Origin of the sequence: Aquicoccus porphyridii, from assembly GCF_008369105.1 — a bacterium.
GTDB classification, from domain to species: domain Bacteria; phylum Pseudomonadota; class Alphaproteobacteria; order Rhodobacterales; family Rhodobacteraceae; genus Aquicoccus; species Aquicoccus porphyridii.
In genome coordinates this window covers 117,485-133,414 of record NZ_VINQ01000010.1, presented here as the reverse complement: position 1 = coordinate 133,414, position 15,930 = coordinate 117,485, and the positions used below count along the sequence as shown (strand labels likewise).

The 15,930-nt window shown below is 66.0% G+C and carries 16 protein-coding genes and 1 pseudogene; 5 read left to right on the top strand and 12 right to left on the bottom strand.

From position 1 onward, the window contains the following. Positions 1–617: pseudogene (locus FLO80_RS22875) on the top strand (hypothetical protein); the annotation flags it as partial. 146 nt (positions 618–763) lie between these two features. Here FLO80_RS22875 and FLO80_RS13695 read toward each other — a convergent pair. The 4 genes from FLO80_RS13695 to FLO80_RS13680 all read right to left on the bottom strand — a co-directional run bounded on the left by FLO80_RS13695 (position 764) and on the right by FLO80_RS13680 (position 4,113). Further along, positions 764–1,510 (bottom strand): SDR family oxidoreductase, encoded by a 747-nt coding sequence (locus FLO80_RS13695; RefSeq protein WP_111368766.1) that lies wholly within the window; start codon positions 1,508–1,510, stop codon positions 764–766. Positions 1,511–1,582: 72 nt separating this feature from the next. Continuing rightward, positions 1,583–2,341: a LamB/YcsF family protein gene (locus FLO80_RS13690; protein WP_111368764.1), complete on the bottom strand. Its 759-nt coding sequence runs from the start codon at positions 2,339–2,341 to the stop codon at positions 1,583–1,585. A gap of 3 nt (positions 2,342–2,344) precedes the next feature. Continuing rightward, positions 2,345–3,367, bottom strand: coding sequence for a 5-oxoprolinase subunit C family protein (locus FLO80_RS13685; protein WP_111368763.1), 1,023 nt, complete (start codon positions 3,365–3,367; stop codon positions 2,345–2,347). Then, a complete protein-coding gene (locus FLO80_RS13680; protein WP_111368762.1) occupies positions 3,364–4,113 on the bottom strand; it encodes a 5-oxoprolinase subunit B family protein in 750 nt (249 codons plus the stop codon). Before FLO80_RS13680 ends, FLO80_RS13685 begins: the two co-directional genes overlap by 4 nt. Before the next feature lie 171 nt (positions 4,114–4,284). Here FLO80_RS13680 and FLO80_RS13675 point away from each other — a divergent pair, with 171 nt between their 5' ends. Continuing rightward, on the top strand, positions 4,285–5,715 hold the full coding sequence (locus FLO80_RS13675) for a mannose-1-phosphate guanylyltransferase/mannose-6-phosphate isomerase (protein WP_281287008.1): 1,431 nt from the start codon (positions 4,285–4,287) through the stop codon (positions 5,713–5,715). Positions 5,716–5,724: 9 nt separating this feature from the next. On the opposite strand, the gene rfbA is transcribed toward FLO80_RS13675, so the two are convergent. The 7 genes from rfbA to rbfA form a co-directional block, all read right to left on the bottom strand. After that, positions 5,725–6,600, bottom strand: coding sequence for a glucose-1-phosphate thymidylyltransferase RfbA (gene rfbA, locus FLO80_RS13670; protein WP_111368760.1), 876 nt, complete (start codon positions 6,598–6,600; stop codon positions 5,725–5,727). Continuing rightward, positions 6,597–7,460, bottom strand: a complete 864-nt coding sequence (rfbD, locus tag FLO80_RS13665) for a dTDP-4-dehydrorhamnose reductase (RefSeq protein ID WP_111368759.1) — start codon at positions 7,458–7,460, stop codon at positions 6,597–6,599. Before rfbD ends, rfbA begins: the two co-directional genes overlap by 4 nt. Next, positions 7,460–8,530 carry a dTDP-glucose 4,6-dehydratase gene (gene rfbB / locus FLO80_RS13660; protein ID WP_111368758.1) on the bottom strand — a complete coding sequence of 357 codons (1,071 nt, stop codon included), beginning with the start codon at positions 8,528–8,530 and terminating at the stop codon, positions 7,460–7,462. Before rfbB ends, rfbD begins: the two co-directional genes overlap by 1 nt. Further along, the gene (rfbC, locus tag FLO80_RS13655; protein ID WP_111368757.1) at positions 8,527–9,105 is read right to left on the bottom strand and encodes a dTDP-4-dehydrorhamnose 3,5-epimerase; all 579 of its coding nucleotides are present in this window, start codon (positions 9,103–9,105) and stop codon (positions 8,527–8,529) included. The genes rfbB and rfbC overlap by 4 nt, the downstream gene beginning before the upstream one ends. Positions 9,106–9,196: 91 nt before the next feature. Further along, positions 9,197–10,114 (bottom strand): tRNA pseudouridine(55) synthase TruB, encoded by a 918-nt coding sequence (gene truB, locus FLO80_RS13650; RefSeq protein WP_111368756.1) that lies wholly within the window; start codon positions 10,112–10,114, stop codon positions 9,197–9,199. Positions 10,115–10,179: 65 nt separating this feature from the next. Further along, positions 10,180–10,908, bottom strand: a complete 729-nt coding sequence (locus tag FLO80_RS13645; protein WP_111368755.1) for a phosphodiester glycosidase family protein — start codon at positions 10,906–10,908, stop codon at positions 10,180–10,182. Between the two features lie 3 nt (positions 10,909–10,911). Further along, positions 10,912–11,307, bottom strand: a complete 396-nt coding sequence (gene rbfA / locus FLO80_RS13640; protein WP_111368754.1) for a 30S ribosome-binding factor RbfA — start codon at positions 11,305–11,307, stop codon at positions 10,912–10,914. A gap of 87 nt (positions 11,308–11,394) precedes the next feature. Here rbfA and dapB point away from each other — a divergent pair, with 87 nt between their 5' ends. After that, a complete protein-coding gene (dapB, locus tag FLO80_RS13635) occupies positions 11,395–12,219 on the top strand; it encodes a 4-hydroxy-tetrahydrodipicolinate reductase (RefSeq protein WP_111368753.1) in 825 nt (274 codons plus the stop codon). A 198-nt stretch (positions 12,220–12,417) separates the two neighbouring features. Here the strand turns inward: dapB and FLO80_RS13630 are convergent, their stop codons facing one another. Continuing rightward, positions 12,418–12,597 carry a DUF1674 domain-containing protein gene (locus FLO80_RS13630; RefSeq protein WP_111368795.1) on the bottom strand — a complete coding sequence of 60 codons (180 nt, stop codon included), beginning with the start codon at positions 12,595–12,597 and terminating at the stop codon, positions 12,418–12,420. A gap of 44 nt (positions 12,598–12,641) precedes the next feature. Between FLO80_RS13630 and FLO80_RS13625 the strand changes: the two genes are divergently transcribed. After that, positions 12,642–13,919 (top strand): RsmB/NOP family class I SAM-dependent RNA methyltransferase, encoded by a 1,278-nt coding sequence (locus tag FLO80_RS13625; RefSeq protein ID WP_111368752.1) that lies wholly within the window; start codon positions 12,642–12,644, stop codon positions 13,917–13,919. 118 nt (positions 13,920–14,037) lie between these two features. Beyond that, positions 14,038–15,780, top strand: a complete 1,743-nt coding sequence (locus tag FLO80_RS13620) for a heparinase II/III family protein (RefSeq protein WP_111368751.1) — start codon at positions 14,038–14,040, stop codon at positions 15,778–15,780. The last annotated feature ends 150 nt before the right edge of the window (positions 15,781–15,930 follow it).

Below are 15,930 nucleotides of genomic sequence, written 5' to 3'. Positions count from 1 at the left end.
TCGACGTCGAAACGAGCGGCGGCGGAAGCTATACCAGCTTCATCGGCACGGCCAGCGATGACACCATCGCGGCCAACAACGTCGACAGCGTCGTCCAGGGCCGCGGCGGCGACGACGCCATCGACATCTCGGCTCCGGGCGCGAACACGGTGATCTTCGAGGCGGAAGCGAGCGCCAATGGTTCCGATGCCGTCACCGGGTTCACGCTGGGGGCCGACAGCGCCTTGGCCGACCGGATCGGGATCGCCCTTGACGATACCGCCCGCGACGCACTGCGCGGCGATGGTTCCGAGTTCCAGATCACCACGGGTGGCGAGATCGGTGCCAATGTCGGGCTGGTCGTGTTCACCACCGCGCTCGGCAACACCTCGGAGGCGACCCTGGAGACAGCGATCCTCGACAATCTCACCGGACTCTCCGAGGGTGACTCGTTCTATTTCCTCGCTGGCGATGGCACGAATGCGGTGCTCACCAGCGTCGATGTGGGGGCTGGCGGCAGCATCGCCTTCTCCGACAGCGGCGAACCCCATGCCACCTTCGAGGATATCGGCGATCTGTCGGGCTTCACCTCGGCCAATATCCTTGGCTTCGAGGCCGCTGGCGCCGTTACCGTCTGAACGGGCAACCGGCACGCCTCCTCTCTTGGGGGTATGAGAAATGCAAGGGGCGGCCTCGAAACGGGGCCGCCCCTTGCACATGAGAAACCGACAGTTGGCCCGCGACGATCCCAAAAAACGACGCGGCGGATGCTGCTGGTCGTGGATCAGGCCAGTTCCGATACCCCCTGGTAGAAACGGTTCCATGTGGGCGAGATCAGCACCTCGTTCACGCAGGCCCGGGGCGGCATTTCGGCCACGAAACGCACGGTGTCGCCAAGATCTTCGGGTTGCAGCATCCGGGCCATGTCGGCCTCGGAGGGCGGTTTCGGGCGGGCCTTCATGATCGGCGTTGCCACTTCGCCCGGCATGATCACGGTCGAGCGAATGCCATTGGCCCCCTCTTCATCGTTGAAGGATTCGTTGAGCGAAATCAGCGCACGCTTGGTGGCGCTATAGGCGGCGCCGGTCATGCGCGAGCTATAGCGCCCGGCCCAGGACGAAATGATGATGAGTTGCCCGTCGCCGCGCGCCCGCATCCCCGGCAGGACGGCATGGCAGGGATAGAAGACGCCGTTGATATTGACATTGACCACATGATCCCACGCCTCGGGCGTGATGTCGGTCATCCCCCGGTTGGGGATGTTGAGCCCGGCCGAGGCAACAAGGATATCGACCTGCCCGATCTCTTGCGCCGCATCATGCACCGCCTCTTTGTCGGTGGTGTCGAGCGGCAGGGCATGGACGGTGCCGCCATTCGCCCTGACCGCGGCGCAAACCTCTTCGAGCGGCTCCTTGCGGCGGCCCGAGACAAAGATTTCGGCCCCCGATGCGGCGAGTGCATGGGCGCTGGCCGCGCCGATGCCGCTGCCGCCGCCGGTGATCCATGCACGTTTTCCTGCGAGTCTGCTCATTGCCTTGTCCCTCCCTCGTATGACGTGGAAACGCTAGCAAGGGGGTGGGCATCTCGCAATCGGAACGCGCCGTCAGAGCTTTTGCAACGTGACGCCCGCCTCGGTCAGAAGGCGGCGCAGCTCGCGCGCCATGGCGACCGCCTCGGGTGTGTCGGAATGCAGGCAGATTGTATCGATCCGGGCCGCAATACGCGTGCCCGACTCGGCGATGATCGCGTCTTCTTCAAGCATGCGCAGGATACGCGGTGCGGCGGTCGCGGCGTCATGGAGGACAGCGCCGGGAAGGGACCGGTCCACTAGGGTCGCATCATCGTTATAGGCGCGGTCGGCAAAGATCTCGCCCGCCCAGTTCCCGCCCAGTTCCTCCATCGCCGCTTGTTGCTGCGTTCCCGCCAGCACCATCACCACGATATCGGGATCGACGGCAAGCGCGGCGCGATAGCAGGTCAACGCCATGTCGCGATCCTCGGAACACATGTTGGCCAGCGCGCCGTGCAGTTTCAAATGCCGCACATGGCCACCCACCGCGCGCGCCATCGCCTGCGCCGCGCCCAGTTGATAGGTCACGAGATTGCTGAGTTCGCTGGCCGTGCGCGGCAGGCGGCGACGGCCAAAACCGCGCAGATCGTCAAACCCCGGATGCGCGCCGATGCCGACGCCCTTTTCCACCGCCATCTTCATCGTCCGGGCCATTACATCGGGGTCGCCCGCATGCATGCCACAGGCAATATTGGCCGAGGTGATGACATCGAGCAGCGCCACGTCTTCGCCCATTGTCCACGGGCCAAAACCTTCGCCCATGTCGGAATTGAGATCGACTTTCGTGACCATGGTTCAGTCTCCTTTCAATTCATCGCCCGCGGTAACGCCGCTGATGAGTTGATAGCCCAGCAGATCGGCAATGTCGCGTGGATCGCGGATGCGGGGTTCAGCGGCGGCGCGCAGGCGTTTGAGCAAAGCCGCCTCGGGGGTAAAGGCGGCGTCGGCCTCCTCCAGCGTGACAAAGCGGAACTGAAGCGGTGCATGCGGGGCGGCCTGAAGCACGCGGGGCAGGTCGGCGGGGATCACCGCACCGATCCGGGGATAGCCGCCGATGGTCTGGCATTCGGGGCCGAGGACAAAGGGAATGCCGTCGCCCGTCATCTGGATATCGCCGGGGATGATCACATCCGAAACGATGCCAAGCTGACCTTCGGCGGTGAACGGTTCACCCTCGAAATCGAGCCGCACCCCCTGCCGGTTGCCATGGGTCGAGCGGCGAAAACCGGTCTCGGTGAATCTTGCGCGAATTGCGCTGGAATAGAGACGGGTTTGCGGGCCTTCGACAATGCGGATCTCGCCACCTGAAAAGCGGTCCTCGACGGGCAGGGCCATGGCCGGGGTGTCGGGCGCCGGATCAGGGCCGAGGGGCAGGCTATCTCCCGCCGCAAGGCGATGACCCAGCCCGGCATTGACATGGGTGGCGCGGCTGCCCAGCACGGGATGTGTCTCGATCCCGCCCGCAAAACAGACATAACCATAAGCGCCGCGCGTCACCGGCCCGATTTCAAGCCGCGCCCCGGCCGGCAGCAGGTGCGAGCCGTGCCAGTCGAGCGGCGCACCATCAAGCGTGGCGCGCATCGGCGCCCCGGTCAGCGCGATGCGGGTCGGCGTGTCGGTCGAAAACACCCCGCCCATCCCGGCCATTTCGATGGCGGCAACGGGCGCGGAGAGACCCAGAAGCGCCGCCGCCTCGATCAGCGCCAGCCTGTCGGCCGCCCCGCCCCGCGAGAGCCCAAGGCTGAGCGTGCCGCTGCGCCCCATATCCTGCACCGTGACCATCGGCCCGGCACTGTGGATGGTCAGCCGCCCGCTCATTGCGCCTCCTCGAGCCGCGCCCCGCCAGACCCGTCACTGTCACCAGCGCGGATGCGGTCGAATTCGTCATGCGAGACCGGGTCGAAATGAAGCACGTCCCCGGGGCGAAGTGGAAAGGGCGCGTCGGACTCGGCGCGAAACGGCTTGAACGCGGTCTGCCCGACATGGCGCCAGCCGGTCGGCGTATCGGCGGAAAACACGATCAACTGCCGCACCGCCACGACCAGCGCCGAGGCCGGCACCGACGGGGTGATGTCGCCCAGCCGGGGAATGTCCCACCGCTCGGGCAACATGCCAAGATAAGGCTGCCCCGGGGCGAAACCGATCGCCAGCACCCGCACCGGGTTCGCGACAAGATCGGCCACCGCCTCTTCCTCGCTCATGTCGAGCAGGGCGGCTGTCTCGGCCAGTTGCGGGCCGCGATCGCCGCCGAACGCAGTGGGAATATGCCAGCGGCGCCCGGCGCTGTCGGCAGGCGCGGACCAGTCGCGCGCGCTGGCGCGGGCATGCAGCGCCTTGGTCAACTCGGCGCGGGTCACGGTTTCAGGATCGAAACGCAGATAGACCGAACTCAGCGCCGAGGCGATCTCGATCATGCCATGCGGCGGGTCCGATTCGAGATCGGCAGCAAACCCCAGCACCGCGCGATTGGCGACATCGTCGAGCCGGGTGGAAAACCGCACCAACACCCCGTCAACGCCAAGCGGCGCGATATCGGGACAGTCGGGGCGGGGATCGGCGGACATCGGGGCGAAACTCCTGCGTGGTCGATGTCGATACTTTCGCAGGAAACGCGCAAAGAAAACCCCGTTTCGGCGGATTGTTCACGCAGGCGAAAAACCGGTGCTAGAGAAGGGTTTGCTTTTGCGCTAAGGAAAGGCGGGGGATAACCTGAGCGATGCGAAGGAGGCGGGTCCGTGACCGGCGACATTACCCCTGTGATCATGTGCGGCGGCTCGGGCACCCGGCTTTGGCCGCTGTCGCGCAAGAGCTATCCCAAGCAGTTTTCGAAACTGATCGGCCCGTCATCCGTGTTTCAGCAGACGGCACAGCGCCTGTCGGGGCCGGGTTACGCCCCGCCTGTCATCCTGACCACGTCCGATTTCCGTTTCATCGTCACCGAACAGATGGCCGAAGCCGGGGTCGATCCCGGGGCGATCCTGATCGAACCCGAGGGGCGCAACACCGGGCCTGCGGTTCTGGCTTCGGCGCTTTGGCTCGCACGGGATGATCCCGACGCCCTGATGCTGGTGGCGCCGTCGGATCACATGGTGGCCGATGACCCCGCGTTTCGCGCGGCCGTCCTGGCCGGGGTTCCCGCCGCCCGGGCCGGACAGATCGTGACATTCGGCATCAAGCCCACCCACGCCGAGACGGGATATGGCTATCTCGAACCGGGCGAGGACCCGGGCGATCATGCCCCGCGTGCGATCCCGCTACGCCGCTTCGTCGAGAAACCCGACAAGGCCCGCGCCGAGGCGATGCTCGAGGCGGGCAATTATCTTTGGAACGCGGGGATTTTCCTGTTTTCGGTGCGCACGATTCTCGAGGCATTCGAAGCCCACGCACCGGACCTGATCGCGCCGGTGCGCGCGGCGGTCGATGGCGGGCGGCCCGATCTCGGCTTTCTGCGGCTCGATCCCGGGGCGTGGTCGGGCGCCCGGGATATTTCCATCGACTACGCGGTGATGGAGCGATCGCACAGCCTGAGCGTGGTGCCCCTTGGCGCGGGCTGGTCCGACCTTGGCGGATGGGATGCGGTCTGGCGCGAGAGCGGGCCGGACGCGCGCGGCGTGGCGACATCGGGGGCGGCAACGGCGCTCGATTGCGACGCAACGCTGTTGCGATCCGAGGATGAGGGCCTCGAACTCGTCGGGCTCGGATTGCGCGATATCATCGCGGTGGCCATGCCCGACGCGGTTCTCGTTGCCGACAAGAGCCGCGCCCAGGATGTCAAGGACGTGGTCGCCGCGCTCAAGGCGAAACAGGCCAAGCAGGCCACCGCCTTTCCCAAGGATCACCGGCCATGGGGCTGGTTCGAAAGCCTCGTTCTGGGCGACCGGTTTCAGGTCAAGCGGATCGTGGTTCACCCCGGCGCGGCGCTGAGCCTGCAATCGCACACCCACCGGGCCGAACACTGGATCGTGGTGAGCGGCACGGCGCGGGTCACGGTGGATGACGACGTGCGACTGGTGAGCGAGAACCAGTCCGTCTATGTCCCCTTGGGCGCGCGTCACCGGCTGGAAAACCCCGGCAAGCTTCCCATGGTGCTGATCGAGGTGCAGACCGGCGCCTATCTCGGCGAGGATGACATCATCCGCTACGAGGACGTGTATGCCCGATCCTGATCCGTCGACTCACTCCTTGAGCAATCCCAGAAGATACGCGCCATACTCGTTCTTCTCGAACGTCCGGGCCTGTTCGCGCAACGCATCCGCCCCGATCCATCCCATGTTGAACGCGATCTCGTCCGGGCTGCCGGTTTGCAGCCCTTGCCGCATCTCCAGCGTTCGCACGAAATTCCCCGCATCCAGAAGGCTGCCATGCGTCCCGGTATCGAGCCACGCATAACCCCGCCCCATCTGTTTGACGCTCAACGCGCCCTCGGCCAGGTACATTTCCAGAAGCGTGGTGATTTCAAGCTCGCCACGCGCCGATTTCTGCACCGTCTTGGCCCGCTCCGGCGCAGTGCCGTCGAGGAAGTAGAGCCCCGTCACCGCATAGTTCGACGGCGGCACCTCGGGCTTCTCGACGATCGCGCGCGCGGTTCCGTCCGCATCGAAATCCACCACGCCATAGCGTTCGGGATCGGCCACCCGATACCCGAAAACGGTGCCGCCGTCCTTTTGCGCATCGGCCGCCATCAGCAGCTCGGGCAGGCCATGACCGAAAAAGATGTTGTCGCCCAGAACCATCGCACTCGGCGCACCGGCCAGGAATTCCTCGGCCAGAACATAGGCCTGGGCCAGGCCCTCGGGCCGTTCCTGCACGATATAACTCAGGCTCAGACCCCATTGGCTGCCATCGCCCAGCACCCGCTTGAACTGCTCCTGATCGTGCGGGGTGGTGATGACCGCGATCTCGCGAATACCGGCCAGCATCAGCGCGCTGAGCGGATAATAGATCATCGGCTTGTCGTAGATCGGCAAAAGCTGCTTCGACACTCCGAGGGTGATCGGATAAAGCCGCGTGCCGGACCCCCCGGCGAGGATGATGCCCTTGCGATCGGTCATGCCTTGAGTGCTCCAAGTTCGGATAGAATTTCAGTCAATCCTGTGCGCCAATCGGGCCGCTTGATGCCGAAAGCACCCGCCGTGGCCGCATTGTCCAGCCGCGAGTTGCGCGGGCGTCGTGCCGGGGTGGGATAGGCGGATGTCGGAATGTCCTCAACCGCGCAGGCCAGGCCCGATTGCGCGAATATCTCGCGCGCGAAATCGGCCCAGCTCACATTCGGCGCGCCCGAGAAATGATAGGTGCCGCTCTTGCCGGGATCATCGACCAGTTGCGCCGCGATCGCAAGACAGGCATCGGCGATATCGGCGGCGCAGGTCGGCCCGCCCACCTGATCGGCAACAATAGTCAACCTTTCGCGTTGCGCCCCCAGCCGCAGCATCGTCTTGACGAAATTGCTGCCATGCGGCGACACCACCCATGACGTGCGCAGGATCGCATGTATCCCCCCGGCACCGCGCACCGCCTCTTCCCCGATCAGCTTGCTGCGCCCATAGGCACCCAAGGGGGCGGTCGGATGATCGGTCGCAAAGGGCGCCTCGCCCGCACCGTCGAACACGTAATCGGTCGAAATCTGCACCACGGGCACCCCCCGCGCGGCAGCGGCCCGGGCAATCGCACCGGGCGTTTCGCCGTTGATGCGCCGGGCGCGGTCCTCATCCTCTTCGGCCTTGTCGACCGCCGTATAGGCGGCGGCGTTCACGATGGCCTGCGCATCGCTGCGCGCCACGATATCGGCACAGGCTTCGGGGTCTTCGAAATCGGCCTCGCCCCGGCCCAGCGCCACCACCTCATGCGCACCAGCGCGGCGCTGCAATTCCGTGGCCACCTGCCCCGACCTGCCGAAAACAAGAACCTTCATCACCGTCCCTTATCGTTCCGTGCCCCGGTGCCCAGCCTTTGCCCCACGCCCTGCCGGTCCTGCAACGGCCGCCACCAATCCTCGTTGTCGAGATACCATCGCACCGTGCGTTCAAGCCCCTCCTCGACCGTGACCGACGGCCGCCAGCCGAGTTCCTCGCGAATGCGCGCGGGGTCGATCGCATAACGCGCGTCATGGCCCGGGCGGTCGCTGACAAAGGTGATCTGCCCGGCATACGGCTTACCGTCACTCCGCGGGCTCAGCCGGTCAAGGATGCCGCACAGGGTCTCGACCAGTTCAAGGTTGCTGCGCTCGTTCTCGCCCCCGATGTTATAGGACCGCCCCACCGCGCCCCTCTCCAGCACGGTCAAAAGCGCATCGGCATGATCCTCGACATAAAGCCAGTCGCGCACGTTCGACCCGTCACCGTAAATCGGAAGCGGCTTGCCCGCCAGCGCATTGAGGATGATCACCGGGATCAGCTTTTCGGGAAAATGATAGGGCCCGTAATTGTTCGAACAATTGGTCAGAACCACCGGCAGGCCATAGGTCTCGTGCCAGGCCCGCACCAGGTGATCGGAACTTGCCTTCGACGCCGAATAGGGGCTGCGCGGGTCATAGGGCGTGTTTTCGGTGAATTTCACCGCCGGGTCATCGGGCAGCGATCCGAACACTTCATCCGTGCTGATGTGATGAAACCGGAAATCCCCGGGCCGCCCCTTGCGTTCCCACAGCGCGCGGGCCGATTGCAACAGGTGAAACGTGCCCATCACGTTGGTTTCCATGAACACACCCGGCCCGTCGATGGACCGGTCCACGTGGCTCTCGGCGGCCAGATGCATGATCGCGTCGGGCGCGTGGCGGGCGATACAGGCTTCGACCGCCGCCGCGTCGCGAATATCCACCTGCTCGAAATGGTAACGCGGGCTTTGCGACACCGTGGCCACGTTTTCGAGACAGGCGGCATAGGTCAGCGCATCGAGATTGACGACCTCATGCCCCTTGCCCACGGCCTGCCGCACCACGGCCGAACCGATGAACCCGGCCCCGCCTGTCACCAGAAGTTTCATGACAATGCACCGTCAAAAATGAACGGGCTGTCGAACTCTGCAAGGCACGGGGCCGCCTCGTCCTTCTCGGACAGAACAAGCCCGGCAATGTTCACCCCCCAGTCGATCCCGATATCCGGGTCGTCGAAGCGCACCGCGCCATCATGCGCTTTCGAGTAGTAGTTGGAGCATTTATAGATGATCTCGGTCATCGGCTCACGGGTGACGAAACCGTGCAGAAACCCTTCCGGGATCAAAAGCTGCTTGCCGTTGTCGAAACTCAGCTCGATCCCGATCCAATGGCCATAGGTCGGGCTCCCCTTGCGGATATCGACCACCACGTCATAAAGCCGTCCACGGCCACAACGCACCAGCTTGGCCTGACCGTAAGGCGGCGACTGGTAATGCAGCCCGCGCACCGTGCCCACCTGTTCGGACAGCGAGTGATTGTCCTGCACGAAATCAATGCCGAGGCCGGCATCCTCCATGCGCTTGCGATTCCAGCTTTCACTGAAAAAACCGCGATTGTCGCCAAAGCGTTGTGGTGTCAGGATCAACACCCCGTCCAGAGCGGTCTTTTCAATTTCCAAGGTCATCTCTCACGAATAGCCGGAATGACGAAATTTCTGCTGCTGGGTAGCAAGTTACACGGAAAAAGTCATCCGACTTCTCCCGTTGCGCTTACCCTCACGCGCAAGCGTCCCGATTGAACACGCGCGCGGGATGCAATTCGCCGGCCTTGTATCGCCCGACCGCCAGCGCCCGGCCCTGGTACGAAGCCCAGCATTCCTCGCCGTATTCCACGTCATGCGCGATCACCATACCGGGATTGCCATTGCGCAGCCGCGCCGCGCCCTGATCGGTGGCCTTGACCTCGGGCAGATCGCTCAACCCCTCCTCGAGCGGGCGCAACCAGTCGTCCAGCTCCGGCTGCCGCGCCAGATGGTCGAGCGTATCAAGGTCGATCCCGTCCTCGGCATCGAACGGCCCCGACCAAATCCGCCGCAACCGCTCGACATGCCCGAAGCAACCCAACATCTCGCCAAGATCACGGGCAATCGCGCGCACATACCCGCCCTTGCCACAGACCATGTCGAGAACCACCCGGTCCGCATCAAGCCGGTCAATGAGCAACAGCTCTTCGACCCAAAGCGGCCTTGCCTCGATCTCGATATCCTCGCCCGCACGGGCAAGCGTATAGGCGCGCTGCCCGTCGATCTTGACCGCCGAGAACTTGGGCGGCACCTGCATGATCTCGCCCACGAAACCGCCCAGCGCATCCTTGATCGCGTCGTCCCCGGGGCGTAGGTCGGAGGTGGCGATCACCTCGCCCTCGGCATCGTCGGTATTGGTCGCCTGACCCAGCCGCACGGTAAAGCGATAGGATTTGAGCGCGTCGGTGATGTAGGGCACGGTCTTTGTGGCCTCGCCCAGCGCCACGGCCAGAACCCCGGTCGCCTCGGGGTCGAGCGTCCCCGCATGACCGGCCTTTTTCGCATCAAACGCCCAGCGCACCTTGTTGACCACCGCGGTCGAGGTCATCCCCGCGGGCTTGTCCACCACCAGCCATCCGGAAATATCGCGCCCCTTGCGTTTGCGTCCCATGCCCTTGCCCTTGTTCCTGACAGACCCGGTCGCCTAGCGCATGCGCCGTGGCCGGTCAATCGGGCTTACTCCACCACGCCCACGATCGGCCCCATCGGGAACCCGGCATCCGACCGGCCCAGCGCGGGCGCATGGAGGCGCGAGATATTGCCGTCGAAATAAAGCGCCTGCGGCAGGTTCAGCGCATCGCGGAACAACCGCCCGAATTCATGGAATGTCACCGCGTTGTTCGAGATCGCGAAAACCACCCGCGTCCCGTCCGCCGACGTGCCGACCCCGTTTCTGACATATCGGCTCGTGCTGTCGGTAAGGAACCGGGGATGCAGCTTGCCATCAATCACCAGCATCGGCCCCGACTGGCTCGCATCGCGGCAATCGGGGGCCTCGCGCTTGAACCGCATGGTCTCGATCACATCGGCCCGCCCCGCGCGGATACAGAACACCCCGTTTGGCAACAGCCCGAAATTCCCGGGCCCCGCGCTTGTGATCAGTCCCTGCACCTCTTGCCCACCCTCAAGGTAGAACCCCACCGGGCTGCGGTCGCCGTGATACATCCCCGCGTTCATCGCAATCGCCAGCCGCCGCCCCTCCGCCGCCAGGATCGCATCAAGCGCCCGGAAATTGCCGATCACCTGATCCGCGTCATCCTTCAGGAACAGCCGGATATCCGCGCTCCGCGCATCCACCTCGCAGACGGCATATCCATTGCCCTCGTGGCGCATCTCGCGGCATTCGACCGCCCCGGCAATCCCCGGCACAAGCAGCAGCACCAGACAGGCCCAGAACCGCCTCATGCCCTAGTCCTCCAGGTCGCGCCGCACATTGTCCTGATTGAAAAGCCGCCGCGTCTCGTCCATCTGGTCGAATGTCTCATCCAGCCGGAACCGCAGGTCGGGCGCATATTTCAGCGTCAGATCCTTGCCGATGATCCGCCGCAATTCGCCCTTGTGGCGCGCCAGAAGCTTGATCGCATCCTCGCGCCCCTCACCGCCCAGCGGCATCACATAGGCGGTGGCGATCTTGAGATCGGGCGTCACCCGCACCTCGCCCACCGTGATCGACATCCGGTTCAACTCGGGGTCATGCACATCGCCCCGCGCCAGAACCTGCGCAAGGGTCCGGCGGATCAGTTCGCCCACCTTCAGTTGTCGCTGCGACGGGCCGGCCCCGTCATGAAACTTGTTCTTTGCCATGCCCCGCACTTAAGCCTTCCATGGGCCTTTGCCAAGCGCGGGATGCTCGGGTAAGGACGATATCAGATCATTCAGGAGACCCTCGCCATGAACGACCTGCCCCGCACCGATCTTCCCGGCATCGTGATCACCGGCGCCTCGGGGCGCATGGGCCAGATGCTCTTGCGCACCGTGGCCGCCTCCGACAAGGCCCGGCTTGTCGGCGCGATCGAACGCAAGGGCCACGACTGGATCGGTCGCGACGCAGGCGAGGCGATCGGCATCGGCCCGCTCGGGCTGCCCATCGAGGATGAGCCGCTCGACGCTTTCGCGCGCGCACAGGCGGTGATCGACTTCACCGCACCCGCCGCCACGCTCGAATTCGCCGCGCTGGCCGCACAGGCCCGCGCCGTTCATGTCATCGGCACCACCGGCATGACCGAGGCCGACATCGCCGCGCTCGAACCTGCCGCGCGTCACGCGGTGATCGTCCGCGCCGGGAACATGAGCCTCGGGGTGAACCTGCTCACCCGGCTCACCCAAAAGGTGGCCGCCGCGCTGGACGAGGATTACGATATCGAGGTGATCGAGGCCCATCACAACCAGAAGGTGGATGCGCCCTCGGGCACCGCGCTGATGCTGGGCGAGGCGGCGGCGCAGGGGCGCGGCGTATCGCTCAAGGAGGTCTCGGATCGCGGCCGCGACGGCATGACCGGCCAGCGCACGCGCGGTCATATCGGCTTTTCCGCCATTCGCGGCGGCGACATCGTGGGCGAACATGACGTGATGTTCGCCGCCGCCGGTGAACGGATCATCATGCGCCACGTCGCCACCGACCGCTCGATCTATGCCCGTGGCGCGCTCAGGGCCGCGCTCTGGGGGCAGGACAAGGCGCCGGGACAATATGACATGATGGATGTGCTGGGGCTTTAGGGTCTGTTCCCAAGCCGCGCATTGTCGGGCCACGGTGCGGCGATCCCCGGTCTGCGTTGCAGCACTTTATGCCTGCAAAACCTGATACCATCCCGGTCGCGCGCAAACCTCGGCAAAATCGCCGTGCCCGGGGGGCGGCCCGGCGATGCGCGGCGGCCTTCGGCCTTGATTCCGCGCAGGTCTTGACCGTTGCCACCCTCAGAAATCGACCGCGAGCCCCTTCCGCTCCCAATCGCCGTACCGCACCGGCTCGAGCCCGTCGCGCCCGCCCAGCTCGGTGGGCATCGCCTCGGCCTTGGCTTCGGCCTCCTTGCGGCGCGCCTCGGCTTCGGCCAGGGCACGGATCGCGGCGGGGGGAAGGTCTTTCTTGTCACTCATGTGCCTGATATAGGCCGCCATCGACCGCTTGCCAAGGACATCTCATGCCACAGCCCCGCGCCCTTTCCGCCCGCCGCTCGGCGGTTTACCTGCTCGACCAGATCCTCGGCGAGGGCCGCTTGATGAGCGAACTGGCCGGGGCGGGCGCGCTTGACCGGCTCGATCCACCCGACCGCGCGCGTGCCCAGCGGCTGGCAAACGAAACCCTGCGCGGGCTGGAACGCGCCGACCGCCTGCTCAAACCGCATCTGCGCAAGACCCCGGCGCTGCATATCCGCAACATCCTGCGGCTCGGCGCGGTCGAACTGGCACAGGGCGGCGACGCCCATGGCGTGGTCAACGAAGCGGTGAACATCGCCGCCGCCCACCGCCGTCACGGCCATCTCAAGGGGCTGGTCAATGCCGTGCTGCGCAAGCTGGTCGAAGAGGCCCCGGCAAAATGGGATACCTTGCGCATCCCGCGCCTGCCCAAATGGCTGCGCGCGCCGCTGGTCGAGGCATATTCCGCCGAAACAGTCTCGAAATTCGAGGCTGCGCATTTCGCCGGCGCACCGCTCGACCTGACCGCCAAGACCGACCCCGACGCGGTGGCGCAGGCCACCGGCGGCACGCTCTTGCCCACAGGTTCGGTCCGGCTTTTCGAGGCGGCACAGGTCTCCGCCCTGCCCGGATTCGCAACCGGCGACTGGTGGGTCCAAGACGCCGCCGCCGCGCTTCCCGCCCGCATCCTTGATGCCCAACCCGGCGAGCGGGTGCTCGATCTCTGCGCGGCACCCGGCGGCAAGACCCTGCAGCTCGCCGCCACCGGGGCCGATGTCACCGCGCTCGACCTCTCCGAATCGCGCCTCGCGCGGGTGCGCGAAAACCTCGCCCGCACCGGCCTCGCCGCGCAGGTGGTGCAGGGCGATGCGCTCACCCATGCGGGCGGCCCATATGATGCGATCCTGCTCGACGCGCCCTGTTCGGCCACCGGCACGATTCGCCGCCACCCCGACCTGCCCCACGCCAAGGACGGGTCCGAGTTCGCCACGCTGATCGCGCTGCAATCGGCGATGCTCGACCACGCGCTCACGCTTCTCGCCCCCGGCGGGCGGCTGGTGTTCTGCACCTGCTCGCTCCTGCCCGACGAGGGCGAATGCCAGGTCGAAGAGGCCCTTGCCCGCCACCCCGGCCTTGCCACCGACCGCGCCGCGCTTTCCCGCCCCGGCATCGACCAAACCTGGATCACCGAAGAGGGCGGCTTGCGCCTGCGCCCGGATTTCTGGACCAAACAGGGTGGCATGGACGGGTTTTACATCGCCTGCCTGCACAGGCCCGCCTGACAGTCGGGCGACAGGTTTCCGCGCATCTCTTGGGCCTTGGTTATTCCCTGATGACCTGTCATGAAAGCCGGGCTATCATGGGACAAGCATCGCCAGAGAGCGACACGAGGCCGAGCATATGCCCCAACGGGAAGCGAAACACGCGCTGGCTGCGCGCATCCTCAACCGCGTTCACGCGCGGGCGAGCACGATGGCGAAATCGGCCACCGCCTTCCTGTCGCATCCCGAGCCCCGCTCGATCGGCCTCTATGCACGTGGAAAACAACTCGTCGCCGGGAATTTCCTCTTTGCCGGAAACCTCGTCGTGGATGACCGCAGCAGCATGTGGCAGCTCACCCCGCCGAGCCCCGAATTCGCCGAGGAATTGCACGGTTTCGGCTGGCTCGACGATCTGGCCGCCGCGGGCGACGCCCCCGCACGGGCCCGCGCACAGGCATGGCTCTGGGACTGGATCGCGCTTTACGGGCGCGGCCGTGGCCCCGGCTGGACGCCCGAACTGACCGGGCGGCGCCTGCTGCGCTGGATCAGCCACGCGATCTTCCTGCTGCATGGCACCGACAAGGCGCAAGCCGACGCCTTCTATCGCTCGCTGGCCCAACAGACCCTGTTTCTCGGTCGCCGCTGGTCGGCCGCCACGCCGGGCCTGCCCCGCTTCGAGGCGCTGACCGGGCTGGTCTATGCCGGGCTCTCGCTCGAAGGGATGGAACAGTATGTGACGCCGGCCAAACGCGCGCTGGCGGCGGAATGCAAGGCACAGATCGACGCCGAGGGCGGCATTTCCACCCGCAACCCCGAGGAACTGCTCGACGTCTTCACCCTGCTCACATGGGCCGCCGCCGCCCTTGACGAGGTCGGGCAGAAGCCCTTGCCCGCCCATCTCGACGCGATCGACCGAATCACCCCCACCCTGCGCACGCTGCGCCATGCCGACGGGTCGCTGGCGCGGTTCCACGGCGGCGGCAAGGGGCTCGAAGGGCGGCTTGATCACGCGCTGGCCGCTTCCGGCGTGAAATCGCGCCTGCCCGACGGGCTCTCGATGGGGTATGCCCGGCTGTCCGCCGGCCGCACCAGCGTCATCATCGACGCGGCCCCGCCCCCCACGGGCCGTGCCAGCCACGACGCCCATGCCAGCACGCTGGCCTTCGAACTGACCTCGGGGCGCCGTCCGCTTATCGTCAATTGCGGTTCGGGGGCGAGTTTCGGCACCGAATGGCGGCGCGCGGGCCGCGCCACCCCGTCGCATTCCACCCTCTGCCTCGAAGGCTATTCCAGCGCCCGACTGGTCGGCGGCACCGGGTCACGCCGCGACCTGCTCGCCGATGCGCCCACCCGCGTGCCCGTCGAGATGAGCCACGCCCCCGACGGCTTTCGCTTCCAGGGCGGGCATGACGGTTGGGTCCGCACCCATGGCCTGACCCATGCCCGCACGCTCGAACTCACCCATGACGGCATCGGCCTCTTTGGCGAGGATCTTCTGGTCGCGCTCGATCCGCCCGACCACAAGCGCCTGAACAAGCGCCTGGCCGAAGCGCTCGACCCCGGCATTCTCTTTCACATCCGCTTTCACCTGCACCCCGATGTCGATGCCGAGATCGACATGGGCGGCACAGCCGTATCGCTGGCCCTCAAGAGCGGCGAACTTTGGGTGCTGCGCACTGATGGCAGCATCGAAATGACGCTCGAACCCTCGGTCTATCTCGAAAAGGGGCGCCTCAAACCCCGCGCCAGTCACCAGGTGGTGCTTACGGCGCGCGCGACCGATGACGCCACCCGCGTGCGCTGGTCGCTGGCCAAGGCGCAGGATTCGCCCGTCCATGTGCGCGACCTGGGCGCCGACCTCATTCCCGCAGCACAGGATTAGGGGCGGGATCGCAGCAAAACCGAAGTCACGCAGTGCCCGGAATGCCCAGCGAGAGGGCAGCGCCCGCCCATGGGGCGGGTCGGGCGCTGCCCGGGCCGCAAGCGTCCCGGGCGGGCAAATCCGGTCTGCCGCGACACCGAAAGCGGTTCT